Source organism: Rhodococcus sp. WS1 (assembly GCF_003797745.1).
GTDB lineage: Bacteria > Actinomycetota > Actinomycetes > Mycobacteriales > Mycobacteriaceae > Rhodococcus_F > Rhodococcus_F erythropolis.
Genome location: NZ_RKLZ01000001.1, coordinates 2170240 through 2195731, shown reverse-complemented (window position 1 = coordinate 2195731; position 25492 = coordinate 2170240). Strand labels below are relative to the sequence as shown.

The window sequence follows — 25492 nt, the reverse complement described above, 5'->3', positions numbered from 1 at the left end:
GAAAGTCCTGAAACAGCCGACTTCGGACAGCCAGCGAAAGAGTGGTGTCACCTGCCGTCCTTGCCGAGAACCTGACAGAATCTCACCGACACGATGGGGACGTGGGGTGGGGATGAACACAGGATTTGCATGCAGTAATTGGTCACGAATGTTGCCCGCAGAATCGATCGACGACGCCTGCGCGGAGCCGATCGACCACTTGCGCGCTCTGGCATATCGGCTGACGTCGATCGATTCGGGAGCCGCAGAGGCGGTTCACTCGGTGCTCGGATCGCTGAGCGCGCCGCTCGAATTGGTGGTCGCCGGGCGAGCCGGGGTGGGGCGGTCGTCGTTGGCGCGGATCCTGGGGCGCGACGACCGGTTCTCGCGCAGAGTCGTCGGCGCACCGGTTGTGGTGACCGAGTCGCGCGCGTTCGACGTCCCTGGAACGTCGAACCCCGATCTGGGTCGTCGTTGCGTTGTCTACGTGGTGGTCGACGCGGTCCGCGACGTCGACGGCCGAGCCATTGCCCGAGTTTCCGATCGTGTGGTCGTCGCTGCGAACAAGGCTGACTTGTTCGGGCCGCGCTGGGACGAGGCGCTGGGACGGGCCGCGGAGATCTCGGAGACCGTCGGCGTGCCCACCGTTCCGGTGGAGACGCTGACCGGGCGCGGCGTCGAAGAATTGTTCGCGGCTCTCGGCCCTGTTCTGGAGGCGCAGTGGTGGGGCCGGGTCGAGCAGATCGGCCCGGCGCTGAGGCGATCTGCCTCGCACAGCGCTGCGGGCAGGGACGAGATCGAGTTGTATCTGAGTTCGGACTCCGCGGTGTTGTTCGGCGCCGCGGCGGCGATGATGAGCCCCGAAATTCGAGCCCTGCGTCAAGGCGAGCCTCCCGATCCTCGTACCGCCGACGACGCGGGCACATGCAGCCGGTGGTGGGGCGAGCTCGTGGACGAGTCGGAACAGGCTCCGCAACAAAGGGTCTCACTGATTCGCCGCGGGTATGTGCGTCGGTGGGCGCAGCTCGGGGGCGATCGCTCCGCTCCGGCGGTGACCGATGGATAGCGTTTCGGTACTTCCGGATTCGGTGCTGCGCGTGGTGCAGCGATGGAATCCGGCATCCGATCCGGGTCGCCAGGTCGCCGCCGAAACATCCAGTGGCACTGGAATTTACGTTGTCGGCCCACCGAGGTGTGGACGGGAAGACGTCGCCCGGATGTTCGATGCTTCGGATGACTGTTCGACAGTGACACGCGAGGTGGACGCCGACGTCGTACTTCTGGTCGTCGACGCCGCCAGTGTGATCGGACGCGAGGATCTTCTTCTTCTCGACGACGCTGCAGAGAGCGGAATCCCGGTGGTGGTCGCGCTGACCCGCATCGACGTCTACCGAGACTGGCAGGCTGTGCGCCGGCGTGATGCCGAGATTCTCGCGTCGCACTGCACCGCTTTTGCTCAGGCCCCGGTGGTCCCGATTGCGCCTGGTCAAGAGCAGTCGCTCGTTGCCGTCGTGAGCCGGGCGGCACGGGAGAGGGAAGCAGGCGGTTCGGATTCCGGTGTCATCGCGCAGACGCGCCGGATAATCGAGATAGAGATCCGGAATCTGCGTGACAGCGTTTCTGGTGCCGAACTGCGGGCCGAGCGATCACAGTTGCTCGCAGACCGTGACGGCCGGCGAGGCGAACGCCTGGTGCAGGTGCGAAGCCGACTGCAACGAGCGCGCGGGGATCTGTCACAACAAATCGCCGAGGCAACCCGGGCGACGGTCGCCGGGGCACGTGCCTGGGTCGATGCGGCCTCGCGAGCCGAATTGGGCAGCTTGCCGACGCGACTGCAGCACGAGGTCGACCATCACACCCGGGTGTTCGATGCCGCGATGGCGGCAGCGGTGGAAGTGGCGGGCACGACCGGATACATGCCTTCCCCACGGATTCCGGAGGGCCCGCCGCGCCGTCAGCGCGGAAACGAGGACCGGGTGACAATTCTTGTCGGCGCGTCCGCGGGTCTCGGCCTCGGCCGTATCGCGGTGACTCCGCTGGAGATGATTCCGGCCCTGGAGTTCGCGAGTATCCCCGTGACGTTGGTTCTGGGTGGCGCCGCGGCGTGGTGGTTGGCGCGAACTCGCGGGCTGACGGCGGATCGTGCCTACTCGAGGTCGTGGATCGTCGAATCGATGTCGACGGTTCGCGCACAGTGGGAGCAGCGAGTCCAGAGCGTTCTGCTCGAGGCCGAGGCGGATCTGGGAGCGGCGATCATGGCGGAGAGCCGCGAGCAGGTGGCGTCGGCGCAGGCCCGAATCGTGGAGATCGACGGTGAACTTCGTGAGCTTGCCGCGGCCAGATCAGGGCAACTGGCGTCGTGCGAGCGCGACCTCGCCGTTTTGAACGCCGCCTACTGACATTCCGCGAGTGCAGAGTTCTCCACAGCGCCGCAATTTCGGCCACGACTGATCGTCGGGGTCTGGTAATACTGAGCGGACGGTTTCGGTAGGGGTTGCCGAAGCAGTAGGTCACCATCCAGTAGGGGGAGTAATGGACGCATTTCTGATCACGGCCGGACACATCGACGGGCACGAAGCCGAAGCGCTCGATCCTGGGCGTATCGAGCCCGAGACCTTCGGGCCCTCGTCGGGACCGGTCGATGCCGGCGACCTGAACTTCGACGCCTTCGACTTGGACGGTGACGGAACGGTCGACAGCCGTGTCGTCCACTCCGACGACGACGTCGTGATCGTGTCCGATTTCGATCGCGACGGTAGCGCCGATCGCCTCACGATGATCGAGTCGGACGGCGACTACTCGGCCTGGGAATGCAGTCGAGACGACGAAGGCGCCCTCGTGTGGCAGAAAATCGATGCCGGAGCGCTCTGAAAAGGTTCCGTTTATGTGCTCTGAGCGCCGGGTAGGCACCTGAACACACCAACTGAATCGTTTCTGTGACATTTCTGACCGCACCCGATTACCTGCAGGTGAACAGCCAGCGTTAACCTCAATACATAGGACACCCGGCGTCCGTGAAATCCACGTGAGTGGATGACGCGGCTGGACCCCGTCGAGAGGGGGACACCGGGATCGACTGGTATCGGGGCGCTGCAGTTTGCATCCGGTGTCACGAGAACCCGGTTCCGGCTCACCCCAGGAGAGTTTGATGACCTCAGCGACCATTCCCGGTCTCAATGGAACTGACGGCACGCCCCCCACGCAGCACAAGGAACTGCTTGCATGGGTGCAAGAGGTTGCCGAACTCACCCAGCCTGATCGCGTCGTCTTCGCAGACGGCTCGGACGAAGAATGGGACCGACTGACAACGAAGTTGGTCGAGGCAGGAACCTTCACCCGCCTCAACGACGAGAAGAAGCCGAACTCTTTCCTCGGCAACTCCGATCCGTCCGATGTCGCGCGAGTCGAATCGCGTACGTACATCTGCTCGAAGGAAGAAATCGACGCAGGTCCCACCAACAACTGGATGGACCCGGCGGAGATGCGCACCCTCATGGGTGACCTGTACCGCGGTTGCATGCGTGGACGCACCATGTACGTCGTGCCGTTCTGCATGGGCCCCCTCGACGCCGAGGATCCGAAGCTGGGCGTCGAGCTCACCGATTCCGAGTACGTCGTCGTCTCCATGCGCGTCATGACCCGCATGGGCAGCAAGGTTCTCGACAAGCTCGGCACCGACGGATTCTTCGTCAAGGCGCTGCACTCCCTCGGCGCTCCGCTGGCCGATGGCCAGGAAGATGTCGCGTGGCCGTGCAACGACACCAAGTACATCACTCACTTCCCCGAGGATCGTGAGATCTGGAGCTTCGGTTCCGGCTACGGCGGAAACGCTCTCCTGGGCAAGAAGTGCTACTCGCTGCGTATCGCTTCGGCAATGGCGCACGACGAGGGTTGGCTGGCCGAGCACATGCTCATCCTCAAGCTCATCTCGCCCGAGGACAAGGCCTACTACATCGCGGCGGCATTCCCCTCCGCTTGTGGCAAGACCAACCTCGCGATGATCCAGCCGACCATCCCCGGATGGCGCGCCGAGACCCTCGGTGACGACATCGCCTGGATGCGTTTCGGTGAGGACGGACAGCTCTACGCCGTCAACCCGGAATTCGGTTTCTTCGGCGTGGCTCCCGGCACCAACTGGTCGTCGAACCCCAACGCCATGCGCACCATCGACCAGGGCAACACGGTCTTCACCAACGTCGCTCTGACCGACGACGGTGACGTCTGGTGGGAAGGCCTCGAAGGCGACCCGCAGCACCTGATCGACTGGAAGGGCAACGAGTGGACGCCCGAGTCGGGCACCCATGCGGCTCATCCCAACTCGCGTTACTGCACCCCGATGTCGCAGTGCCCGATCATGGCTCCCGAGTGGGACGACCCGAAGGGCGTGCCGATCTCGGCAATCCTGTTCGGTGGACGCCGCAAGACGACGGTTCCGCTGGTCACCGAGGCTCGCGACTGGCAGCACGGCGTCTTCATGGGTGCAACGGTCGGCTCCGAGCAGACCGCAGCAGCCGAAGGCCAGGTCGGTACGGTTCGCCGCGATCCGATGGCAATGCTGCCGTTCCTCGGCTACAACGTCGGTGACTACTTCCAGCACTGGATCGACCTCGGCAAGTCCGCGGACGCGTCCAAGCTCCCCAAGGTCTTCTACGTCAACTGGTTCCGCCGTGGCGACGACGGACGCTTCCTGTGGCCAGGCTTCGGCGAGAACTCTCGCGTCCTGAAGTGGATCGTCGAGCGCATCGAGCACAAGGCTGCCGGCATCGACACCCCGATCGGCGTCGTTCCCACCGGATCGGCACTCGACATCGACGGCCTGGACGTGTCGGACGCCGACATCACCGAGGCCCTCGCGGTCAACATCGACGAGTGGAAGGCCGAGATCCCGCTCATCGAAGAGTGGTTCGACTTCGTCGGCGAGAAGCTGCCGACCGGCATTCGTGACGAGTTCGAAGCCCTGAAGCAGCGGTTGGCCTGATAAACCGCCCCCGTATGTAGTGGCCTGATGCCGCATTGGTTCAATTTGATGAACCGATGCGGCATCGGTCGTCTGTATGCCCTTGCCTGTAGCCGTTAAGCAGTTCAGCCGTTATGCAGTTCAGCCGTAAAGCAGTGATCAGCGAGCGGGTCGACACACTCGATCCTCAGGAGGACCAGATATGAGCGGGATCTACAACAACGTGACCGAATTGGTCGGGCGCACCCCGATCGTGCGGCTCAACCGTCTGACCGAGGGCCTGGACGCACAGGTCGCCGTCAAGCTCGAGTTCTACAACCCGGCCAACAGCGTCAAGGACCGGATCGGCGTGGCAATCATCGACGCCGCCGAGAAGTCCGGTGCACTCAAGCCCGGTGGCACCATCGTCGAGGGCACCAGTGGTAACACCGGTATCGCACTCGCCATGGTCGGTGCTGCTCGCGGCTACAAGGTCATCCTGACCATGCCGGAGACCATGTCCACCGAGCGTCGCGTGATGCTGCGTGCTTACGGCGCCGAGATCGTCCTTACCCCGGGCTCCGAGGGCATGGCCGGTGCAGTCGCCAAGGCCAAGGAAATCGTCGAGCAGACCGAGAATGCTGTCTCGGCCAGCCAGTTCGCCAACCCGGCCAACCCGGCCATCCACGAGGCAACGACGGGCGAAGAGGTCTGGGCCGACACCGACGGCGCCGTCGACATCTTCGTGTCCGGCATCGGCACCGGCGGCACCATCACCGGCGTCGGACGCACCCTTCGCAAGTACAAGCCCGAGGTCAAGATCGTGGGCGTCGAGCCCATCGACTCGCCGATCCTCAACGGTGGCCAGCCCGGTCCCCACAAGATCCAGGGAATCGGCGCGAACTTCGTGCCCGACGTCCTCGATCGCGAGATCTACGACGAGATCATCGACGTCTCGTTCCCCGATTCCATCGAGGTCGCTCGCGCACTCGGAACCCAGGAAGGCATCCTGGGCGGCATCTCGTCCGGTGCCATCGTCTGGGCCGCACTCGAGTTGGCGAAGCGTCCGGAAAACGCCGGCAAGCTGATCGTGGCTGTCGTGTGTGACTTCGGCGAGCGTTACATCTCCACCCCGCTGTTCGAACACATCCGGGACTGAGACTTGTGAGTATCCTCGGGACAATTCGCGAGGACCTGCAGGCTGCGCGCGGTCAGGATCCTGCCGCGCGCAGCAATGTGGAGAACGCGCTCGTTTATTCAGGGCTGCATGCCATTTGGGCGCATCGGGTTGCGCATCGCATGTGGGTCGTCCCTGCGCTACGCGGCCCGGCGCGAGTGCTCTCGCAGCTGACACGCTTCGTTACCGGCATCGAGATTCACCCCGGTGCCACCATCGGTCGACGGTTCTTCATCGACCACGGCATGGGCGTCGTGATCGGGGAGACGGCCGAGGTCGGTAACGACGTGATGCTCTATCACGGCGTCACCCTGGGTGGTCGCTCGCTCGAGCAGGTCAAGCGTCACCCGACGCTGGGAGACCGGGTCACCGTCGGCGCTGGTGCCAAGATCCTCGGACCTGTCGTCATCGGTGAAGGTAGCGCTATCGGCGCCAATGCCGTTGTCACCAGAGATGTTCCGGCCGAATCCATCGCGACGGGTATCCCGGCGGTGGCGCGGCCACGGACCACCAAGGAAAAGCTGGTGGACCCGAACAGTTACATCGATCCTGCGATGTACATCTGAAGCATTCCTTCTTCGATGGCCACCCTCGTGTAGACGGCGGGTGGCCATCGGCGTCTGTTCAGGCTCGCGTCAGGTGCCACCCGCGACGTCCCAGTACGACGGCCGTCGCTGCGCCCAGTGCCGCCCCGATCAGGGGATAGCAGGCCAGGACGAGCCAGCGCGGTCCGTCTAAGGGTTCGTAGGCGGTGGCTATCGTCGATTCGGTGTCCCGAGCCATCTGCATGTCCCGAAATGGTACGTAGGAACCCTGATAGACGATGGTCTTGTCTTGACTGGTCATCACGTCGATCAGACTGCCCACCAGGGGAATTCCCCCGACGACAAATCCCAGAACCGCCAGAATCACGATCAGTGCGCGCATCGAACGAGCCTATCGCCCGGCCGGAAGTTCAGACTGCGATCGACGGTTCTTCGGGCGTCGAGAGGGTCAGGATCGCCCGCACGACGCGTGGACTCTGCTCGAGTGAGCGTTCGAGTTCGCGCAACGTGTGGGCCACTCGGGATTCCGCGTAGTCGCCGACCAGGTCGACGCTGGCCACCAGGTACACCTGCCGCGGACCGAGGTATTCCATGCGCAGGAACGTGATTCGGTTGATCTCGGGCAGTTGGGTGAGAGCTTCGACGGCTGCTGCCCGCAGCGTCGGTGAGGCCTCTTCGCCGACCAGGAATCGGCGGTTGCGATCGATCAGGATGATCGCGATGACTCCGAGAAGTATGCCGACGAAGATGGAGCCGAGGGCGTCGGGGATCGGTGAACCGGTGATCTGGTGCAGTAGGACGCCGACGAATGCGATGACCAAACCGATCAGTGCCGCAGCATCTTCGGCGAACACGGCCCGGGTCGTCGGGTCGGACGTGTTGAGCGCCTGGGCCATGACGTCGCGGTTCACGGCGGATGCTTCGGTTCGGAGTTGCTTGTACGCCTGCCGGAACGAGATGCCTTCGAGGATGAACGAGACGCCGAGGACTGCGTAGGCGACACCGAAGTCGGTGGCCGGTTCGGAATGGAACAGTTCCTGGATGCCGTGGGTGATCGACACACCTGCGCCGAGCGCGAAGAGTCCGAGGGCGGCGAACATCGACCAGATGTAGGCCTCCCGGCCGTACCCGAGTGGCTGGTCTCGGTCGGGAACCCTTTTCGAGCGGCGGTTCGCGATCAGCAGCAGCACTTCGTTGCCGGTATCGGCCCAGGAGTGGGTGGCCTCGGCGACCATCGATGCAGATCCGGTGACGATGGCGGCCGCCGTCTTGGCCCCGGCGATCAGCGCGTTAGCCGCAAACGCCAGTACGACTGTCGTGGTGCTCTCGTCGCCGTTTCCCGTCGGCTCGGCCTTGGGTTCGATGCTCACGAACTTCAGGCTAGGCGGGTGGCGACGGTTTCGTGCGGTGACGCTCGGCGACGGAGCGCAGCAGTGTGTCGACGGCGTCGTGGAACTGCGTCAGGCCCGGCTCTTCGACGGGAAAGTGCCCGCACCCGTCCAGCATCACGAATTCGGTGGGTGCGTTGATGCGGCGGAGGAACTGCAAGCTCAGTTCGGGTGGCGTCCATCGGTCGTCGGCCGGGTGGGTGAGCAAGACGGGCGTCGTCCGAAATGCTTCGGGTGCGGTGTGCTCGAACGAGAAGTAGCTGCTGAGGAATCCGAGTGGCACCCGAACACCGCCACCGCGCGGATCGGTTGCGCACAGCGTCGCGAGTTCACGGTTGCTGCTCATGTTCGCGACGTCGGCGACCCAACGGATGGGCACGCGGATACGGCCCACCAGTCGTTCGGTGCGGCGCATCAGGGGAGCGCCGTAGACACCCATCGGGCCGAAGCGCGCCGCGGCAGCTCTGGCCGACGGATTCGAGGGATCGAGCAGACAGGTGGCGACGACGGCGTCGGCCAGACCGGTCCGCGCGGCTACCTCGTAGGCCAGCAGACCGCCGATGCTGGCGCCCAACAACACCAGCGGCCGATCGTCGGCTGCCTTCTCGTCCCGGACGAGATCGCAGAGGAGAGCGACCCACTGCTCGTACCGGACGCCGGCGGGATCGGCTACGACGGTGTCGCCGTACAGCGGAAGATCGGGGAAGAGGACTTCGGCTCCGAGTTTCACGCCGATCCCGGCGAACGGCCACAATGCGCCCGAGTAGCCGCCGGCGCCGTGGATGCCGAGAACACGAACCGGCGCGTCTGGAACCACTGCCCGTGCGACGTGGACGGTGTTGCCGTTCCACTCCCACCACGTCGGGGTCGGCGCCGGCATGTGGTCGGTGTACCGGTCGGGCATAAACTTCGAGTAATCGGCGCTGGTCACCTACACAATTCTCGGTATCGGCGTCGCGGCTGACAACTCGCATCGGAGGACCGTGTCGACTCGGCGGAAAAGGCCCTCCCAGCAGCGCTCGAGGGCTACCTACGACGCGATCCTGGAGGCAGCTACTCGCGTTTTCGCGTCGGAGGGCATGGCAGCGACCACCAACCGGATCGCTGACGAAGCAGGGGTGTCGGTGGGCTCGCTCTACCAGTATTTCGGCGACAAGTACGAGATCCTTGCGGAGTTGGCGAACCGTCACGTGAGTGCTGCGCGGGAGAGTTTTGCGCTCTGCCTTGCCGACATCGTCGAGCGTGAACTCGCCCCGGACGAGGCCGTCCGGATGTTGGTGGAGTGCGCGGTCGAAGTGAACAGTAAGCCGCGAGAGTTCTTTCACCTGCTCTACGATCAGGTTCCGCGTACGCGTGAGCTCATCGCGCAGGTCGAAGGAATGAATCGGCAACTGGTACTGGGTTTTTCGGAGTACTTGCAGAGCCGCGGTTTCAGTGCGGACGATGCGTTGTTAACGTCGCGGCTGACTGTGACTGCCGTGGACAGCCAGGTGCATCGGGTTGTGCTGGAATCGGATTCACCCGAAGAACTTCGAGTGCGAACGGAAGCCGTCGTGCGGCAGGCGAGATCGATGATCGCGTCGGAATCCTGATCCGGTGTGCAGAATGGTGACCACAGTCCGTTATGGTTCTGACGTCATCATCGAGGTAATGGGAAGTCGGTGCAATTCCGGCGCGGTCCCGCCACTGTGAGGTCGTCCATGCGTCGACCGTAGCCAGATACCACCCTCGTTGACGTTGTGTCATGCCACGAGGATGGATCGGTCACACCATGAATGCTGTTGGCGGAGCTCTGTCTCCACCTACCCACCTGCCTTCGCCGAAGGCTGGTGCGCCTCGCGGACGGCTCAGTCCGGGTATCGTGCTGCCCGCTCTGCTGGTCGTCACCGTGCTCTCTGCTGTGTGCGCGTTGGCATTCGGATCCGAGATGCTCCCCGTGTCCACTGTGGTGGACGTGGTGCACTCGCGCTTCGGAGGCCCACCCGTCACGCGTTCCGAACTTGCGATCGTGTGGGGGATCAGAGCACCGCGGGTACTGCTCGGTCTGGCCGTCGGCGCTGGTCTTGCCGTCGCCGGCGCGGTGGTGCAAACCCTCGTCCGTAACGCTCTTGCCGATCCCCACCTGCTGGGAGTGTCGTCCGGCGCGAGTGTCGGTGCCACCGCCGTCATCACCACCGGACTGTTCGCCGGCGCGGGAGTGTGGGCGCTCAGTTTCGGCGCGATGATCGGGGCGTTGGGAGCTGCGATTCTCGTCTTCACCATCGCGACGCTGCAAGGCGGTATCACTCCACTGCGATTGGTTCTGACCGGCACCGTTACCGCATCCGCCCTGTCGGCGATCGCGAGTTTTCTGGTGCTGCGTACCAATGATTCCCAGGCCGCGCAGTCCGTATTGTTCTGGCTCCTGGGAAGTTTGGCCGGGGCATCCTGGGACAAGTTGTGGGCGCCGGTCATCGTTGTGTTCCTGCTGACGGCAGCGGTGTTCGCCCTGCACGGTTGGCTGGATGCGCTGGCGGCCGGACCGGACGTCGCGGCTTCGCTCGGTATTCCCATCCGAACCCTGCGAAACGTGCTGTTCGGCGTGCTGGCAGCGTTGGTCGGCACGATGGTTGCAGTGTCCGGCGCGATTGCCTTCGTAGGCTTGGTCATACCGCACGTCACACGCATGCTCGTCGGAGCCAGACATCGAGTGGTGTTGCCGGCGGCAGCGCTGATCGGCGCGTCGTTCCTGGTGTGGGTCGACGTCGTGGCGCGGACCTCGTTGCGGCCGACCGAGATCCCGCTGAGCGTGGTGACCGGGGTGATCGGTGCCCCGCTGTTTCTCCTGCTTCTCGGCCGTCGGCGCTACCGATTCGGTGGCAGTTCGTGAGCGCCCGCGCCCTGGCGGTGACCGCGTCCGGAGTCGTTGTCCGCATCGACCGCCGAACCGTCGTCAAGGGCGTCGACATCGCGGCGGACGCCGGTGCAGTAGTCGGCGTCGTCGGTCCGAACGGATCGGGCAAGTCGACTTTGTTGCGTGCGCTTGCCGGTCTCGGACCGATCGTGGACGGTGACGTACGCGTCGGCGGCGAGTCCGTGCACGCGATGTCCGCGCGTTCGCGGGCCAAAGCCATTTCTTTTGTGGCGCAGGAAGAGCAGAGTCCCGCCGATTTGTTGGTTCACGAGTACGTGACTCTGGGGCGCACGCCACATACAAAGCCCTGGAGTGTCGGCGGAAAGCACGAGAATGCCGTCGTTGATCGTGCTCTGGGCGAGGTCGGAATGATCGAGCACCGATTCTCTTCGATGGACACGCTTTCCGGCGGCGAGCGTCGGCGGGTATTTCTCGCCCGAGGTCTCGCGCAGGACGCCGGCGTGCTCATCCTCGACGAGCCGACCAATCATCTCGACATCCGGCATCAACTCGAACTGCTCGATCTGGTCCGGTCGTTGGACCGGACGGTGATCATGGCACTGCACGACCTCGATTTGGCTGCGGCAGTGTGCGATCGGGTGCTCGTGCTCGCGGATGGAGTTGCCAGGGCGTTCGGACATCCATCCGACGTACTCACCACCTCGGTGGTGGCAACTGTCTTCGGCGTCGAGACTTTCGAGCTCGTGAACCCCGCGACAGGCCGTTCACACCTCGTATTCGAATCACGAAATTCTCAACTACAACAATCATTTTCGGAGAGTGCACTTTGATACATGTCAAGACTCGAGCGTCGTTCGGTGCGGTTGTAGCCGCGACAGCGTTGTTGACAGTTGCCGGCTGCTCGGCAACTGCACCGGTGGACGAAGCTGCAGACAAGACTTCGGTGACAGTGGAGAACTGCGGGACCGAAAGCACTTTCCAGCTTCCGATCGGGAACGTCGTTGCGACAAGCAATGCGGCCAATATCGGCACCATTCTCCGAGTCGGCGGTTTGGATCGTCTCGCGGCCGTCGTGTTGAACACGAACAACGACGCGATCATGGAGTCGATGTTCGGCCCTGGAATTGCGGACGTCCCACACCTGGACGGAACGATCACGATGGAGACGATTCTGGGTAAGCAGGCGGACCTGGTGGTCGGCTCCTACAGTGGCTTGTTCAAGGGAGCCTCCGGTGTGACGCCGGAATCGCTGCAGAGCAACAACATCGATGCATATGTGATCTCCGATAGTTGTAGGCAGAGTGCCGCAGCGGATTCCGCGCTCGGCACGATGGGTCCGTGGGATGCCCTTCGTGCGGACGTGACCAATTACGGAAAGCTGTTCGGAACCGAGGACACTGCCGCCGAGGCATTGACCGAATTGGATTCACGTTTGGCACGTCTGGAGTCCGCGCCAGATGCCGCCGACAAGCCGAAGGTTTTGATCTACGACAGCGGTGAAGAAGATCTGTACACCAGCGGAGGCAACGGAGCCCCCAACGGAATCATCGACGTCGCCGGGGGAACCAACGTGTTCGCCGACGTCGACAACACCTGGTTCAAAGCGAGCTGGGAGACCGTCGCGAAGTCAGAACCCGATGTCATCGTGATCATGGACTACAAGAAGAGCGCTGACGAAGTACAGGGCAAGATCGACGCGATCAAGAGCCGAGAAGGCCTACGCGATCTCGACGCCGTCAAGCAGAACCGCTTCGTCGTACTCCCGCTCGCGATGTTCACCAGCGGATTCCCCAACGTCTACGGCGCGGAAGAGCTGCGCGCGAAGATCGAAGAGTTCGGACTTGCTCCGTCGAGCGGGATCGACTGGACAACCGCGCCGTCGGCATGAGTGTCGACAGTGGTTCGCATCGGGTGATCGTCGTACTGCGACCGACCGTCAGCGGCCTCGACGAGTCGGCCGCGCGACGGATGTTCGACGCTGTTCGGGCCGGCACCGACGCCGACGTTCGTGTTGCGTACCTCGATGTCGCGTCGCCGAGCCTTCACGAGGAACTCGATCGAGCGCATACCGATGACGTGGGCAAGGTCGTGTTGATTCCAGTTGCGGTGCCGAGGGATCGGTACCTGCTCACGTGGACCAGCAAGGCTGTTGCGAACTGGCGCGAAACCCGGATCGGTGCCGAACTGGAAGTCTCGCTCCACGAATCGGAAACGCTCGAAGGTGCTGTGGCCGCGCAGGTGATCGATGAACTCGGCGCGGCCGGAAAGCCGATCACTGCCAGTCCGGCGTCGTATCGCAGTCCGGCTTGGTCGGTGATCGAGCAGCACGATACACATCTGTTGGTGTGCAAGGGGCCCCGCTGCATGGCGTACGGAGCAGGGCCTCTCCACCGGGCCATGAGTGCGGCGGCCAAAGGCACTTCGGCAAAGGTGACGGGAACCGGTTGTCTGAGCCCGTGCAACCTGGGCCCGTTGGTGATCGCGAACCCCGGTGGCACCTGGTTCGGTCATGTGGACGCCGGTGATGCCGAGGCCTTGGTGTCCGGTCGCGAGGATCGATTGGCGGATAACGTTCTGGACCGGTAGATACCGGGTCGGTGAAAGCAAAGAACCCGCTGGGCGCGAAGTGCGCTCAGCGGGTTCTGTCCATCAGTGAGACGGTCAATTCGATTCAATTGGTCGAATATTTCTTGCGGACCCGGTCAGCCTGAATTGATTTCTCTTGAATGCAACCAGGACCCTGTGGCGATTGTCCGTCAATCAGACGACTGCCATGAGTATCGAGATTGGGTAGAAATATTCAGACCAATGCGAATTCGAGGAGTGAACCATGGGATACGACAATAGGTGCCGGGATTGCCAGCACGGCAAATGTTCGGTCTGCAACGGGGAGGGGAAGGTGTGGGGAACCTTTGGAAATTGCACGAGGTGCCACGGGCAAGGCGGTAGCCCATGCGCGCAGCACCGATGAGTCAATGCTGCTCAGGCTAGCGCAGTAGGTTCGGTGAACGTCGATGTCAACGCTATGAGAGTTGGCTGCCGAGTGCCTGAATCCGGCGAAAAATATTCGTTATCAATCGGTCGAGAGGATATTCAATGGACATGGTAGTAGTCGGATTCATTGCATTCATCTCCTATGCTGTAATCGGTCGGGCAATAGGGACGTCTTACTGGAGAAGGAAACACGGAGTGTATCGCTCCTTTTTCTCGACAGAGGCGATATTTACAGGAATGTTCGGATTTCTAGCAGTTGGTCTCACGTGGCCCGTTTCCATATTCATCCCTGCAGTTCGAGCGCCCGAGCTTTGCACGCACGGCAGTCATATCCTGGAACGGGATTCTGCGCGTCGCGAGTATGAGCAGATGGAGGATGCGCTTCGTCGGGAGCGTGGACTGGCCTGAATGGTGCCTCGATTACGTTTGAAGCCCGCCGATTGACCAATCGGCGGGCTTCAAACATTCATGTCTCAGGAACCGAAGGGAAGGGTTCCCGGCGGGATCTGGTATCCACTGCTGCCGACGGAGGCGCTGCCCCAGAGTGCGAGGAAAGCGTTGATGGCGTTGGTGAGCATATGAATGTCCTTTGTGAGATGACTGATTCGTTTTCGACGGTACCGGGTGGATCTGTGGATTCGCTGGGAGTTGGCACCCATTTCATGGGGCTGGCACCCGTTCCGGCAGGTCGGAACGGGTGCCAACTGTCAGCAAAGGGTGCCAACTCCCGGGTGGGTCAGCCCACGTAGCCGGGCGGCATGAGTACGGACTTGGTCTCGCAGAAGGCTTCGAGGCCCTCAGGTCCGTTCTCGCGCCCGATACCGGAGTTCTTGTAACCACCGAACGGTGATCCGGGATCGAAGGCGTACCAGTTGATCGCGTAGGTACCAGTGCGGATCTGCGCGGCAACTTCGAGTCCGTGATCGATGTCGGTGGTCCACACCGATCCGGCGAGGCCGTAATCCGAATCGTTGGCGATCTTGATGGCCTCGTCCTCGGAGTCGTACGGGATCACCGAGAGGACGGGTCCGAAGATCTCCTCGCGTGCGATGGTCATCGAGTTGTCCACGTCGGCGAAGATCGTCGGCTCGACGTACCAGCCCTTGTCCAGGCCGGCGGGACGTCCACCACCGAGTACGACGCGCGCGCCTTCTTCCTTGCCCTTGGCGATATAGCCCTCGACGCGCTCGCGCTGCTTCTCGGAGATCAGCGGGCCGAGTTGTGCTGCGGGATCGGACGGATCGCCGACGGTCATGAAGCCTGCCGCGGTCTTCATTCCCTCGATGACCTCGTCGTAACGCGAACGGGGAGCGAGGATTCGGGTCTGAGCGACACAGGCCTGGCCGGTGTTCATCAGGCCGGACATGACGAGCATCGGCATTCCGGCGGCGATGTCGGCGTCCTCGAGGATGATCGCGGCGGACTTGCCACCCAGTTCGAGGGAGCAGCGCTTGAGGTTCTGCGCGGCGATGGCACCGATCTTGCGGCCGACGGCACTGGATCCGGTGAACGTGATCTTGTCGATGCCCGCATGAGAGACCAGGTATTCGCCGGTCTCGGCTCCGCCGGGGAGCACGGAGATGACGCCTTCGGGAACGCCTGCCTCGGTGAAGATCTCGGCGATCACGTGGACGGAGAGAGGGGATTCGGGTGCGGGCTTGAGCAGTACGGTGCAGCCGGCGAGCAGCGCGGGGGCCAGCTTGTTGATCGCCAGGAACAGCGGGACGTTCCAGGCCAGCACGGCGGCGACGACGCCGACGGGCTCACGGGTCACCTTGGTCTGCCCGAACGCACCGGTGCGCTTCTCTTCCCACGCGAACTTGTCGGCCAGCTCGGCGTAGTAGCCCAGCGTCGCCATCGATGGGGTCTGCTGCATCATGCCGACCATGGCGGGCGGCTGGCCCATCTCGTTGGAGATGAGCTGGTTGATTTCCGCGCTGCGCTCTTCGATCAGCTTGGCGGCCTTGGCGAGGATCGCGCCGCGCTCGGCGGGGGTGGTGCGTGACCACAGTCCCTCGAACGCCGCGCGGGCTGCGGACACAGCCGCGTCGATGTCTGCCGGTGCTGCGATGGGACAGCTGCCGACGCGCTCCTCCGTTGCGGGAGAGAACACTTCGAGTACCTGGTCGGTGGCCGGGGCCACCCATGCTCCACCGATGTAGAGCTTGTCGTAGTCAGTCATCAATTCATTCCTCGGTGTTGTCGGTCGCCGCGAGGGCATACGCGTCGTCTGCCTGTGCGGTGTCGGTGAAACTGGTGAATCCGTATTTCTCGTGCGGTCCGATGGCGGCTACCTCGAAAAGACCGGTGCCGGTGTTGGTGTTCGTGCCTTCGGTGAGCGTGAAGGACGCGAGGTTGTCGACGGGGGAGAACATGCGTTGGAACGGTTCGATCTCGTGGACCTTGTGGCGGAGCCCTTGTACGACGAGTTCGCCCTGCCACATTCCGTGACGCCAGTCCTGTTCGAGCCCGTAGCCGGTGCCGATTCCGATGTAGTTGGCCAGCAGCAGTTCGCAGGCGACGGTGAGGACTTCACCGCCTGGCCGGTGGAAGGTGATGGTCGCTCCGGTGACGTCGCGGGTGTCGGGGCAGAACGTCAGTTCGTGTTCGGGTCGGCCGAGCCATTCGTTGTCCCTGGCTTCGTCCGGCCACACTCGCATGGCTTCTTCGACGATGCGCCTGCCCTGCTCGTCTTCCTGCATGATCACCGAGATCGTGAACTCGTCGAACTGCATGACCGCGTAGATCCAGAAGAAGTTCTGGATTCCGTCGACGGCGCGTCTGCCTTGCGGTTCGGCTTCACCGACCGGACGCACACCCCACGAGCGGTCGCGGTTACCTCGCCACGTCTTCGGGTCGATCGCGAAGTCCTCCCCGTCGACGGTGAGCGATCCGGTCCACGTGCCGGTCTGCAGGAAGCGTGAGGTGTCGAACGTGACTCGTTCGAGTTGACGGCGAAAGTGCTTGGGCTCGAGCGCCGCGGGGATGGTGGCATCGAAGGTGATGTCGAAGGAGAGATCGTATTCGCTGCCCGGTTCGAGTACGACGCGGAGCTTCTGCAGTCCCTCGAGCACTTCGACGCGCAAAGGTCCGACGGTGGTGTCGGTACGGTCGGCACCCAGCGCCTTCGACATGCGAGCAACGATGTGGTCGTCACCGCGGCGAAGGACAGCGAATGCGTCCATGACGCCGAGGTTGGGGTACTGGCCGAGTCCGACGATGAGGAACACGTCGGGGGATTCGGTGGGGTAGCAATTGAAGTAGTAGCGGTCGTAGAAGTTTCGATCCGAGGTGGCTACGTGACGGATCGGTTCGGCGATCTGGTGAACGGGATAGTCGTCCATCGGTGAGAGCATGTCAGGCCAACCTCTCCCAGTAGGTGCCGTCGAGCATCGCGGCGAGCGAAGCGCGGTGCATGATCATGTCGTCGGGGTCTTCGGGTCGCTGCGACTGGCCGAAAGCTATGGCGCGGGCCTGGATTCGCCACATGATGACCGCCTGACGCAGTGCGGCATAGGTAACGTAGAACTCCAGATCGTGTGGGGTGTGGCCGGTGATCTCGGCGTAGGTGTGCGCGAGATCCGGCAGTCGAAGGAAGTCGGGAAGGCCGGGTAGGTTCGCCAACCCGGCGATGTCCTCGAAGAACCTGTGCAGGAATGCCATCCAGCCCAGATCCATCTCTCGCGGGCCGAGAGTTGCCATTTCCCAGTCGAGTACGGCTACCGGCGCGAAGTCCTGGTACATGACGTTGCCGATGCGCGAGTCGCCCCAACAGAGCACCGCCGGAGAATCGTCCGCGGGATTGTTCTCCTCGATCCAGTCGAGGGCACGTTCGATGAGCGGTGATCTGATGCCGTCGGAGACCACCCACTCGTAGTACGCGCGCTGCTCGGCGATGTGCGCCGTGAATGCGTCTCGTGCAGTCGTTCCCGAATTCGGGAGTCGGAGGAAGTCGAAACGCTCGCACGGCTTGTCGATGGCGTGCAATTGAGCCAGGACGTCGACCGAGCTGCGCTGGAGGGTTTTTCGCTGCTCGGGGGACGCTTCGGTGACCCACGATCCGAAGTTGTACGGCATGACGTCTGGCGGCACGTCGCCGGAGATTCGTTCCATCACGAAGAACGGCGCACCCAACGCGTCCGGGTCGGATTCCGACCAGTACACCGCGGGTACGGGCACCGCCGAGTGCTCGCGCACCTGAGCCATGGTGCGGAACTGGGATTCGAGGTCGTAGGTCGGAAACACCGGCATGGTCGATTCCGTCGGTGCCACCCGAGCGACCAAGGGATGATGATCGCCGTCCCAGGTGGCGTCGAAGAGGATGGTTTCGCTGGACATGCCGTTGGCTGCGGGCAAGGTGACGTCGGCGACGGTCACAGTGGATCCGCTCGGCACCTTGCCGGCCATCCACCGTTCCAGGCGCTCACGGAGGTCTTCGGTGTCGCGGAGGGAATCGCTCGGTCGGGCGACCTGGGCGTGATGCTCGGTTTCATCGGTCGAAGAAGCAGTCGAGGCAACGTCAGATGAGGAAGCGTCTGGGCTCACGGTCACCTCCTTCCCGTAGGCGTCACGTGCAATGCCCGTAACGGTGTGAGTCAGAACACTAAAACACGTTACAGAAATTGGGAACAGGTGGCACCCGTTTAGTGGGACTCCCTGCGGATTTATCGGGGAAGAACGCGTGTCAGATAACGGCGGTGAGCGCGAGCAAACCCGCACCGGTCAGAGTTCCGGCGCCACCCAGCTCGGCGGGAACGATCCGGAGCCCGGCGATGAACGACAAACGGGCATGTCGGGCAGCCGCGTCGAGCATCGGTTCCCACAGCGGTGCACCCGACTGGGCGAAACCGCCGCCGATCACCGCGAGGTCCACGTCCAGGAGGGCAGCCGCCGAGGCGATGGCACCACCGAGCGCCGTCCCTGCGCGGTGAAGCGCGTCCACGGCGATCGCGTCGCCGCTGCGTGCACCCTCGGCTAGTTCACGGCCGGTGTTTCCCGACCAGCCCTGGCTACGAGCCCATCGCACCGCGGACGGTCCACTGGCCACCGTCTCGAGGCAGCCGACGCCCCCGCAGCTGCACGGTTCGGAAGATCCTGGAGCGACGAGGTGGCCGATGTGACCGGCGTTCCCCGTGCGACCCCGAGCAATCTCACCGCCGAGGACGATTCCTCCGCCGATTCCCGTCGAGACGACCAGGCTCAGGAGGTTCGGGGTTCCGCGTCCGGCGCCGTGGTGGAACTCCGCCAATGCCGCTGCGGCTCCGTCCATGGCGAGGGCGGTTCCGGCATCGGGAAAGACGCTGCGGACGCCCGCTACCAGCTCGAATCCCTGTGCCCACTCGGTGACGTTGATGGGAGCTACGACGCCGGCGACGGTGTCCACCGGCCCGGCGCACGCGATGCCCACACCGTCGACGTCGCGGCCGTCTGCGACTCGTTCGAGCAGCGCCGCACACTCTCTCCACGGGTCGGTCTGCGGCGTCGGCACACTGTCGAACACGGGAACGCGGCCGTCCTCGGACACGACGCCGGCCGCCATCTTGGTGCCACCGATGTCGAGTGCGAGGCGCATGTCGCTATCGCTTCTCGAGAACCACGACGAGGTTGCTCACCAGGAACTCCCGAAGACCGGGGACTCGGACCATCCACCACGCCCACGACGGGTGGTAGCGCGGGATCGCGGCGAGCAACGTGCCCTGGCTGGTTCCACGGGCCCAGCGTAGGCCGTCGGTGGCGCCGACTTTGAACAACGACACCCCGAATCTGTTCTTCGGTTCGCGTCCGGTCTTGCGGAGGTACCGCTTGGCTGCGTACTCGCCTCCCAGCGCGTGCCACGGTCCGGTTTCGTGGCCGCCGAACGGACCCCACCACAGGGTGTACGAGAGAACCATCAAGCCGCCGGGCTTGGTCACGCGCAGCATTTCCTCGGCCATCAGCCAGGGCTCGCTGACGTGTTCGGCCACGTTGGAGGAGAAGCAGATGTCCACGGACGAGTCCAGGAACGGCAGTGCCAAACCGGATCCACGCACCGCGCCGCCCACGGTCAGACCCGCGGCGTGCATCTCCGACGGATCGGGTTCGACGGGAATGTAGCGGGCACCTGCGGCTTGAAAGACCTCCGCGAAATAGCCCGGACCACCGCCGACGTCGAGGACAGTGAGACCGTCGAGGGATCGTCCGGTGTGACCTTCGTGCAGGTCCGAGATCAACTCGACGGAGTCGCGCGCAAGCGCGCCGTAGAAGATGTCGGGCGCGGACTGCTCGTGGCGGAAGTCGCTGAGCAGGCCGAACGAGCGTTTCAGGGTTGCCCGTCGGCCGAAAATGCGGGTCACTGCGGGCTTGGTCACGGGTAGCAACTTTAGCCACTGGGTCGCACGGTCCACGAACACCGTCAGGAGCGCGGCAATACGGACGCTCGAACAGTTAGGGTGTTCGGCAGGGTTACCGGCCGGTCAGGCGGGGCATCCCGCAGGATCGCCCGAACCGGGGTGGCCACCGACCAACTCAGGGAGTAACGCACGTGCGCGAGGTTCTGTTGCTCTGCTGGCGCGATACCGGGCATCCCCAGGGCGGTGGAAGCGAGCGTTACCTCGAGCAGGTCGGATCCCAGTTGGCCGAGCGCGGTATCAAGGTGACGCTGCGGACGGCGTCGTACCCCGGGGCGCCCGCGTCGGAGGTTCGAGACGGCATCACGATCAGCCGGGCCGGTGGACGTTTCAGCGTGTACCCCCGCGCTCTGGCCGCCATTGCCGCCGGACGTCTGGGTTTCGGATCGCTCAAGGGCATTCGCCCCGACGCGGTGATCGACACCCAGAACGGCATCCCCTTCTTCTCGAAGACCGTGGCGGGTGCGCCGGTCACGCTTCTGGTCCATCACTGCCATCGTGAACAATGGCCGGTGGCAGGCAAGCTCGTCGGCCGGATCGGCTGGTGGGTCGAATCGCGATTGTCACCGCGCACCCATCGACGTAGTCAGTATCTGACGGTGTCGCTTCCTTCGGCCGAAGAATTGGTGGACCTCGGTGTCGAGCGCGAACGAATTGCCGTGGTGCGCAACGGTGCCGATCGGCTCCCCGTCGGCGTCGACGCGGGTGGATCGATCACCAGGGCCGAGCGTCCCACCATCTCGGTTCTCTCACGGCTGGTGCCGCACAAGCAGATCGAGGACGCACTCGAGGCCGTCGCAGCCCTGCGTCCGACGCTTCCGGACATCCATCTCGACGTCATCGGTGGTGGTTGGTGGGAGCAGAACCTGCGAGATCGCGCCGCCGAGTTGGGAATCGGTGACGCCGTCTCGTTCTACGGTCACGTCGACGAGGCTCGTAAACATGAACTCCTTGCGCAGTCGTGGATTCACCTCATGCCTTCGCGGAAGGAAGGGTGGGGCCTGGCGGTCATCGAGGCTGCGCAGCACGGTGTTCCGACGATCGGTTACCGCAGTTCCAAGGGCTTGACCGATTCGATCGTCGACGGAGTGACCGGGCTGTTGGTCGGCGGTGAGCACGCCGGCGACGGCGACATCGCTGATCTGACGCAGGCGGCAGGCACCCTGCTCCGCGACCACGAACTCCGCACGGTGCTCGGTGAGAAAGCTCGGGTGTGGTCGGGCGAGTTCTCCTGGGAGCAGACCGGCACCGGAGTGCTCGAGGTGCTGACCGCGCACAAGGACGGTCGGTGGGTCTCAGGACTGGCCGCGCCTCGCGAGTCGAATTCGGTTCTGGTTCAGTCCGACTGAGATCAGCGCGATCACGCCCATCAGTATCCAGGCGAGATGCGCAGCGATGACGGCAGTTCGGGCACCGGTCGACGCTTCCTGCGCGGCAACATCTCCCGGTACCCGGTAGAGCTCGAGATCGTTGTCGGCAAAGACCTGTTCCAACCCGTCGAGTGTCGCTGCCGCCTTGCCGAGCTGGCCTGGTGTCTCACGCTCGATCAGTACCCATCCGACTCCGAGATCGGCCAACTGCGTAGGACTCCCGCCGGCAAGCAGCACATCCTCGACCTGGGTGGCCCGGGTTCCTTCACCGCCGACAGCACCACCGGCAACCACCAGTTGGCCGGTCTGCAGCACGTCGAGGGGTAGGAAGCGTGGTGCTGGATCGAGTACCGGCGCATCACCGCTGTAGGGGAAGGCGCGGAACATCCCGGCGGGAAGCACTGCAACGTCACCGGTTTCGTCTCGTAGTTGCTCGGCCACCACGGTCCAGGACCCGGGATAGTGCACGGGCTTCAACGCGCCGCCGACACCCCACACCAGATCCGGTAGCGCCACGATCGTCACCACGACGGCGGCGATCGAGAATGTCGGGCGGGGAAGGGAGAACCGATTGCCCGCCCACATCACCGCGGCGGCGGCAGCGAGTGCGTAGAACGGTACGGCCAGCGCGACCCACTTCTGGGCGTCACGCAGTAGACCGGCGCCGGTGAACACCTCGACCGACCATCGGCCGACGTCGAGCCCCCACGGGGTAGCGCCCAGGGTCGGAGCGAGCACCGCGAACAGGGCCAGCGCGCCGAGTCCACTGACAACGGGGTTACGGCGTCGGCGCCATAGAGCGGGCACACCGGCAAACACCACGACAAGCAGAAGAACTGTTCCGACCAACGCGAAGAGTGTTGTGCGCGTGGACGGTACCGCTGCCGAGTTCCAGATACCGCCGAGCCCGGCGAGGCTGCCGAGCGTCGCGAGTCCGGGTTCTGCTCGGGCGGCAAAGGCGGCGACTCCCGCTGGATCGGAACCGTCGCCTGCTGCTCCGGATACGAAGGTGGCGACCAACCACGGCGAGGCGGCGACGAGGAACAGCCCGATAGCGCCGCAGACACGCCGCATGGCCGAGGTTCGGCCTCCGGGGGTGGCTACCACCACCAGCGCGGCCGTCAGAGCGAGCAGAGCGCCGGTAGGTGTCAGGCCCGCGAATGCCAGTGACGCGGCCAACGCCCACCAGAACCCGGGCGTGGCTCGGCGAACTCCGATTCCGGCACACACGATCCACGGCAGTGCGGCATAACCGGTCAGCAGGCTCCAATGTCCTTGTAACAGGCGCTCGGCCACGTAGGGGTTCCAGAGCATCACCGTCGACGCGACCAGTTGTGGACCGAGACCGGCCGTCGGCAGCAGGACGGCGACCATGCGCGCCGCACCCCAACCGGCGAGCCAGAGCGCCACGAGCAGGATGAACTTGACCACCAGTCCGCCGTCGATCACGGTGCTCAACGCTGCGATCAGCGCGTCCTGGGGAACGGCGCGGGCCGCGGCGTCGGTGAGTCCGAGGGCGGAGTCGGTCAGGTACGAGCGCGGCGTGCTGACGGCGTCGCGCAGCAGGAGGTAGCCGGGGCCGAGCAGCGGTCCGAGGATCAACAGTGCCAGCGCCAGGCTGTACGCCGCAGGCAGGTAACGGCGGTATCCGGCTTGCACTGTCATGACGCGCACGATACGTGGTGCATCATTACTGCCATGCCTCGCCAACCACTCGATCGCGCCGCCGCGGCCGGGGTCGGCATGGTTTTGGTGGGATCGATGACGGCCAATGTCGCGTCGTACCTGTTGGCATGGTTGGCCAGCCGATGGTTGGGTCCGGTCGGCTACGGCGAGTTCGCGAGTCTGCTTGCCGCCCAGTTGGTACTTGCGGTTCCGGCTTTGGCGTTGCAGACGGTGGTCGCCCGCGAGGCGGTGCGTGGCAAGAGCACAGATGCGTTGCGGTCGTTGGGGTATCGATGCACCGCGATCGTCGCCGTCCTCGCGGTTGCGCTCGCTCCGGCGATGGCGTGGCTGCTCGACACCGGAATCGTGGCGTCGTTCTCGGCATTGGTGACCGCGCCCATGTTGGTTCTACTGGCAACGGAGCAGGGGTTGTTGCAGGGTCACGGTCGATTCGGCACTCTCAGCGCCGTGCTGGCCGGAGCCGGGGTGATGAAAGTCCTTCCGGCAGTGATCGTTCTGGCTTTCGGTGGCGGGGCAGGCGCGGCATTGGTCGCGGGCGCGGCCGGAACTGCGTTGCTGGTGGCGATAGTTCGAGTGGTCGACCGAACCGTCTCGGTGAGCGAGGACCGTGCGGTGCGTATCGGCGTCGTCTCCGTGCTCGCGGCGTCGCAGGTTCAGCTCGCGCTGATCGCGTTGTCTTCGCTGGACCTGCTGATCGTCCGCGTCGTCCTCAGCGAGTACGACGCCGGTGTCTACGCACTCGGAGCCGTCGCGACGAAGGTGGCGTTCTGGCTGCCACAGGCAGTGGGCGTAGTGCTGTACCCGAAGATGGCGAATCCGGCGCACTCGGCGCAAGCGGTTCGCTCGGCGTTGGCGGTGCTCGTCGGTATCGGCGCCGTGTTGGTTCTGGGGGCGGCGGTTGCCGGCCCGCTGGTGCCGATGCTCGTGGGCGACGCGTACGCCGCCGTGGCTCCGATGCTGTGGGCCTTCGCCCTGCACGGTGCAGCGCTGGCGGTACTCCAGGGTGCTTTGCTGTCCGCAATCGCGTCAGAACGCACGCGAGTGGCCCTTCTGGCGTGGGCAGGACTGGTTGTGGAGGCGACGGTCATGCTGGTGTGGGCGAAGACGCCGGGAGAGTTGATCGGCGTCGCCGTGGTGGTGGCGTCGACGACGGCCTTGGCGGTGTCCGTCGCCGCAGTGCGAAGTGCCGACCGCGCCCGGCCGGCACCTCACAGCGACGTCAGTTCTCCAGACGCGTGAACAAATCGTCGAAGTAGTCGAGCGTACGCATCGCGGTGTAGACGGATCCGTAGTTGATGTTCCCGCCCGTGTAGACGACGTTGTCGCCTTGTACTGCGCGGATACGGTTCCACATCGCGCGGTCGTCGGTGACGGGATCCACGCCGGGCGCGGTGGTGACGATCATTCCGTCGGCCGAGTCGAGGGAAGTCACCAGATTTTCGGTGGAGATCTCCTTCTGTCCCTCGACCGGCCACTGGAGCTGGACGCCGAGGTCTTCGGCCACCTGCGTGGAGATGCCCTTTCGGTTGACGCCGTTGACCTTCTGATTCACGTAGTTCAGCAGCACGATCTGCTTGCTCGCCAAACTCCGGGCGTGGCGTTCCTTCAATCCGGCTGCCTTGTCCTCGTACGCTCCGATGACCTGACGGACTTCGGGGTTCTCGGTGCGATCCAGCCAACTCGCCAACTGATCGATGTTCTCGCGCCACGGACGGGTGAAGTCCATCGGAAGCACAGGAGCCGTCTGGCTCAACTGCTGCAGCGGCCACATGTCGGAGGCCTCACCGATGTCGGTGCAGATGATCAGGTCCGGTTCCAGCGCGAGAATTGCCTCGACGTTGACCGGTGCCTCGAACACCTGCGCCGTGGGATCGGCTGGAACCCACGGCTCGGCGGCGTCGAAGCTGTACGCGATGACCGGCAGGCCCATCGCAACGGCTGGTTCGAGGTCGAGTCGGGAGTCGATGGCGACGACGCGCTTCGGTGTCACCGGAATGTCGTAGGTTCCGAGCGAGGTCGTGACCGTGCGCATCCCGGACGCATCGCCCTCGGTACCGGCGGACCTTGCGCAACCGGCGGCGAACAGCCCGGAGAATGCAGCACTGCCGACAACAAATCTCCGACGTGTCAGATCGCTGACACAGATGTGCGAACCCAGAACTGTTGATGCGGGCATG

Annotated in this window: 23 protein-coding genes and 1 riboswitch; of the genes, 13 read left to right on the top strand and 10 right to left on the bottom strand. The window is 64.1% G+C overall.

What is annotated here, in order from left to right; translation table 11 throughout:
* Positions 1-148: 148 nt before the first annotated feature.
* From EEB12_RS10160 to epsC, 6 genes are all read left to right on the top strand, one after another.
* Positions 149-1045, top strand: a complete 897-nt coding sequence (locus EEB12_RS10160; RefSeq protein WP_019747111.1) for a GTPase domain-containing protein — start codon at positions 149-151, stop codon at positions 1043-1045.
* Positions 1038-2378: a hypothetical protein gene (locus EEB12_RS10155; RefSeq protein WP_258537473.1), complete on the top strand. Its 1341-nt coding sequence runs from the start codon at positions 1038-1040 to the stop codon at positions 2376-2378. The genes EEB12_RS10160 and EEB12_RS10155 overlap by 8 nt, the downstream gene beginning before the upstream one ends.
* A 133-nt stretch (positions 2379-2511) precedes the next feature.
* Positions 2512-2850 (top strand): DUF6802 family protein, encoded by a 339-nt coding sequence (locus tag EEB12_RS10150; RefSeq protein WP_021333139.1) that lies wholly within the window; start codon positions 2512-2514, stop codon positions 2848-2850.
* A gap of 277 nt (positions 2851-3127) precedes the next feature.
* Positions 3128-4957 carry a phosphoenolpyruvate carboxykinase (GTP) gene (locus tag EEB12_RS10145; RefSeq protein WP_020906412.1) on the top strand — a complete coding sequence of 610 codons (1830 nt, stop codon included), beginning with the start codon at positions 3128-3130 and terminating at the stop codon, positions 4955-4957.
* Between the two features lie 181 nt (positions 4958-5138).
* Positions 5139-6074, top strand: a complete 936-nt coding sequence (gene cysK / locus EEB12_RS10140; protein WP_019747115.1) for a cysteine synthase A — start codon at positions 5139-5141, stop codon at positions 6072-6074.
* Between the two features lie 5 nt (positions 6075-6079).
* Positions 6080-6658, top strand: coding sequence for a serine O-acetyltransferase EpsC (gene epsC / locus EEB12_RS10135; RefSeq protein ID WP_019747116.1), 579 nt, complete (start codon positions 6080-6082; stop codon positions 6656-6658).
* A 58-nt stretch (positions 6659-6716) separates the two neighbouring features.
* Here epsC and EEB12_RS10130 read toward each other — a convergent pair whose 3' ends face one another.
* From EEB12_RS10130 to EEB12_RS10120, 3 genes are read right to left on the bottom strand one after another with little or no spacing between them, the layout of a single operon-like run.
* The gene (locus EEB12_RS10130; protein WP_020906413.1) at positions 6717-7019 is read right to left on the bottom strand and encodes a hypothetical protein; all 303 of its coding nucleotides are present in this window, start codon (positions 7017-7019) and stop codon (positions 6717-6719) included.
* 28 nt (positions 7020-7047) lie between these two features.
* Positions 7048-8007 (bottom strand): cation diffusion facilitator family transporter, encoded by a 960-nt coding sequence (locus EEB12_RS10125; RefSeq protein ID WP_019747118.1) that lies wholly within the window; start codon positions 8005-8007, stop codon positions 7048-7050.
* A 10-nt stretch (positions 8008-8017) separates the two neighbouring features.
* Positions 8018-8956, bottom strand: coding sequence for an alpha/beta hydrolase (locus EEB12_RS10120; protein ID WP_134998371.1), 939 nt, complete (start codon positions 8954-8956; stop codon positions 8018-8020).
* A 148-nt stretch (positions 8957-9104) separates the two neighbouring features.
* Here EEB12_RS10120 and EEB12_RS10115 point away from each other — a divergent pair, with 148 nt between their 5' ends.
* The 5 genes from EEB12_RS10115 (at position 9105) to EEB12_RS10095 (ending at position 13465) form a co-directional block, all read left to right on the top strand.
* A complete protein-coding gene (locus EEB12_RS10115; RefSeq protein WP_410055700.1) occupies positions 9105-9617 on the top strand; it encodes a TetR/AcrR family transcriptional regulator in 513 nt (170 codons plus the stop codon).
* Positions 9618-9633: 16 nt separating this feature from the next.
* Positions 9634-9771, top strand: a riboswitch (cobalamin riboswitch).
* Positions 9772-9886: 115 nt separating this feature from the next.
* On the top strand, positions 9887-10894 hold the full coding sequence (locus EEB12_RS10110) for a FecCD family ABC transporter permease (RefSeq protein ID WP_003945625.1): 1008 nt from the start codon (positions 9887-9889) through the stop codon (positions 10892-10894).
* The gene (locus EEB12_RS10105) at positions 10891-11709 is read left to right on the top strand and encodes an ABC transporter ATP-binding protein (RefSeq protein ID WP_141487719.1); all 819 of its coding nucleotides are present in this window, start codon (positions 10891-10893) and stop codon (positions 11707-11709) included. Before EEB12_RS10110 ends, EEB12_RS10105 begins: the two co-directional genes overlap by 4 nt.
* Positions 11706-12767, top strand: a complete 1062-nt coding sequence (locus EEB12_RS10100; protein WP_141487718.1) for an ABC transporter substrate-binding protein — start codon at positions 11706-11708, stop codon at positions 12765-12767. Before EEB12_RS10105 ends, EEB12_RS10100 begins: the two co-directional genes overlap by 4 nt.
* On the top strand, positions 12764-13465 hold the full coding sequence (locus EEB12_RS10095; RefSeq protein ID WP_070387174.1) for a (2Fe-2S) ferredoxin domain-containing protein: 702 nt from the start codon (positions 12764-12766) through the stop codon (positions 13463-13465). The genes EEB12_RS10100 and EEB12_RS10095 overlap by 4 nt, the downstream gene beginning before the upstream one ends.
* A 1144-nt stretch (positions 13466-14609) precedes the next feature.
* On the opposite strand, the gene EEB12_RS10090 is transcribed toward EEB12_RS10095, so the two are convergent.
* From EEB12_RS10090 to EEB12_RS10070, 5 genes are all read right to left on the bottom strand, one after another.
* Positions 14610-16055, bottom strand: a complete 1446-nt coding sequence (locus EEB12_RS10090) for an aldehyde dehydrogenase (protein WP_141487717.1) — start codon at positions 16053-16055, stop codon at positions 14610-14612.
* Between the two features lie 4 nt (positions 16056-16059).
* On the bottom strand, positions 16060-17229 hold the full coding sequence (locus tag EEB12_RS10085; RefSeq protein ID WP_133727629.1) for a hypothetical protein: 1170 nt from the start codon (positions 17227-17229) through the stop codon (positions 16060-16062).
* A gap of 1 nt (position 17230) precedes the next feature.
* Positions 17231-18418 carry a phosphotransferase family protein gene (locus tag EEB12_RS10080; RefSeq protein WP_029254583.1) on the bottom strand — a complete coding sequence of 396 codons (1188 nt, stop codon included), beginning with the start codon at positions 18416-18418 and terminating at the stop codon, positions 17231-17233.
* Between the two features lie 139 nt (positions 18419-18557).
* Positions 18558-19445 (bottom strand): ROK family protein, encoded by an 888-nt coding sequence (locus tag EEB12_RS10075; protein WP_141487716.1) that lies wholly within the window; start codon positions 19443-19445, stop codon positions 18558-18560.
* Positions 19446-19449: 4 nt separating this feature from the next.
* Positions 19450-20220: a class I SAM-dependent methyltransferase gene (locus tag EEB12_RS10070; RefSeq protein ID WP_003945692.1), complete on the bottom strand. Its 771-nt coding sequence runs from the start codon at positions 20218-20220 to the stop codon at positions 19450-19452.
* A 173-nt stretch (positions 20221-20393) separates the two neighbouring features.
* Between EEB12_RS10070 and EEB12_RS10065 the strand changes: the two genes are divergently transcribed.
* Positions 20394-21608, top strand: a complete 1215-nt coding sequence (locus tag EEB12_RS10065) for a glycosyltransferase family 4 protein (protein WP_019747129.1) — start codon at positions 20394-20396, stop codon at positions 21606-21608.
* On the opposite strand, the gene EEB12_RS10060 is transcribed toward EEB12_RS10065, so the two are convergent.
* Positions 21555-23294 (bottom strand): hypothetical protein, encoded by a 1740-nt coding sequence (locus EEB12_RS10060; RefSeq protein ID WP_141487715.1) that lies wholly within the window; start codon positions 23292-23294, stop codon positions 21555-21557. The two genes, EEB12_RS10065 and EEB12_RS10060, sit on opposite strands and share 54 nt — an antisense overlap.
* A gap of 33 nt (positions 23295-23327) precedes the next feature.
* Between EEB12_RS10060 and EEB12_RS10055 the strand changes: the two genes are divergently transcribed.
* Positions 23328-24554, top strand: coding sequence for a lipopolysaccharide biosynthesis protein (locus EEB12_RS10055; RefSeq protein WP_031331334.1), 1227 nt, complete (start codon positions 23328-23330; stop codon positions 24552-24554).
* Here the strand turns inward: EEB12_RS10055 and EEB12_RS10050 are convergent.
* Entirely contained in the window at positions 24535-25491 is a 957-nt protein-coding gene (locus EEB12_RS10050) for an ABC transporter substrate-binding protein (protein ID WP_029254588.1), read from the bottom strand. The two genes, EEB12_RS10055 and EEB12_RS10050, sit on opposite strands and share 20 nt — an antisense overlap.
* Position 25492: the final 1 nt, after the last annotated feature.

Excerpts from the sequence above, each read along its gene's own strand:
- EEB12_RS10160 (WP_019747111.1), top strand. The coding sequence starts at position 149 with ATGTTGCCCGCAGAATCGATCGACGACGCCTGCGCGGAGCCGATCGAC.
- EEB12_RS10155 (WP_258537473.1), top strand. The coding sequence starts at position 1,038 with ATGGATAGCGTTTCGGTACTTCCGGATTCGGTGCTGCGCGTGGTGCAG.
- EEB12_RS10150 (WP_021333139.1), top strand. The coding sequence starts at position 2,512 with ATGGACGCATTTCTGATCACGGCCGGACACATCGACGGGCACGAAGCC.
- EEB12_RS10145 (WP_020906412.1), top strand. The coding sequence starts at position 3,128 with ATGACCTCAGCGACCATTCCCGGTCTCAATGGAACTGACGGCACGCCC.
- cysK (WP_019747115.1), top strand. The coding sequence starts at position 5,139 with ATGAGCGGGATCTACAACAACGTGACCGAATTGGTCGGGCGCACCCCG.
- EEB12_RS10130 (WP_020906413.1), bottom strand. The coding sequence starts at position 7,019 with ATGCGCGCACTGATCGTGATTCTGGCGGTTCTGGGATTTGTCGTCGGG.
- EEB12_RS10115 (WP_410055700.1), top strand. The coding sequence starts at position 9,105 with ATGGCAGCGACCACCAACCGGATCGCTGACGAAGCAGGGGTGTCGGTG.
- EEB12_RS10095 (WP_070387174.1), top strand. The coding sequence starts at position 12,764 with ATGAGTGTCGACAGTGGTTCGCATCGGGTGATCGTCGTACTGCGACCG.
- EEB12_RS10090 (WP_141487717.1), bottom strand. The coding sequence starts at position 16,055 with ATGACTGACTACGACAAGCTCTACATCGGTGGAGCATGGGTGGCCCCG.
- EEB12_RS10085 (WP_133727629.1), bottom strand. The coding sequence starts at position 17,229 with ATGCTCTCACCGATGGACGACTATCCCGTTCACCAGATCGCCGAACCG.
- EEB12_RS10075 (WP_141487716.1), bottom strand. The coding sequence starts at position 19,445 with ATGCGCCTCGCACTCGACATCGGTGGCACCAAGATGGCGGCCGGCGTC.
- EEB12_RS10060 (WP_141487715.1), bottom strand. The coding sequence starts at position 23,294 with ATGACAGTGCAAGCCGGATACCGCCGTTACCTGCCTGCGGCGTACAGC.
- EEB12_RS10055 (WP_031331334.1), top strand. The coding sequence starts at position 23,328 with ATGCCTCGCCAACCACTCGATCGCGCCGCCGCGGCCGGGGTCGGCATG.
- EEB12_RS10050 (WP_029254588.1), bottom strand. The coding sequence starts at position 25,491 with ATGCCCGCATCAACAGTTCTGGGTTCGCACATCTGTGTCAGCGATCTG.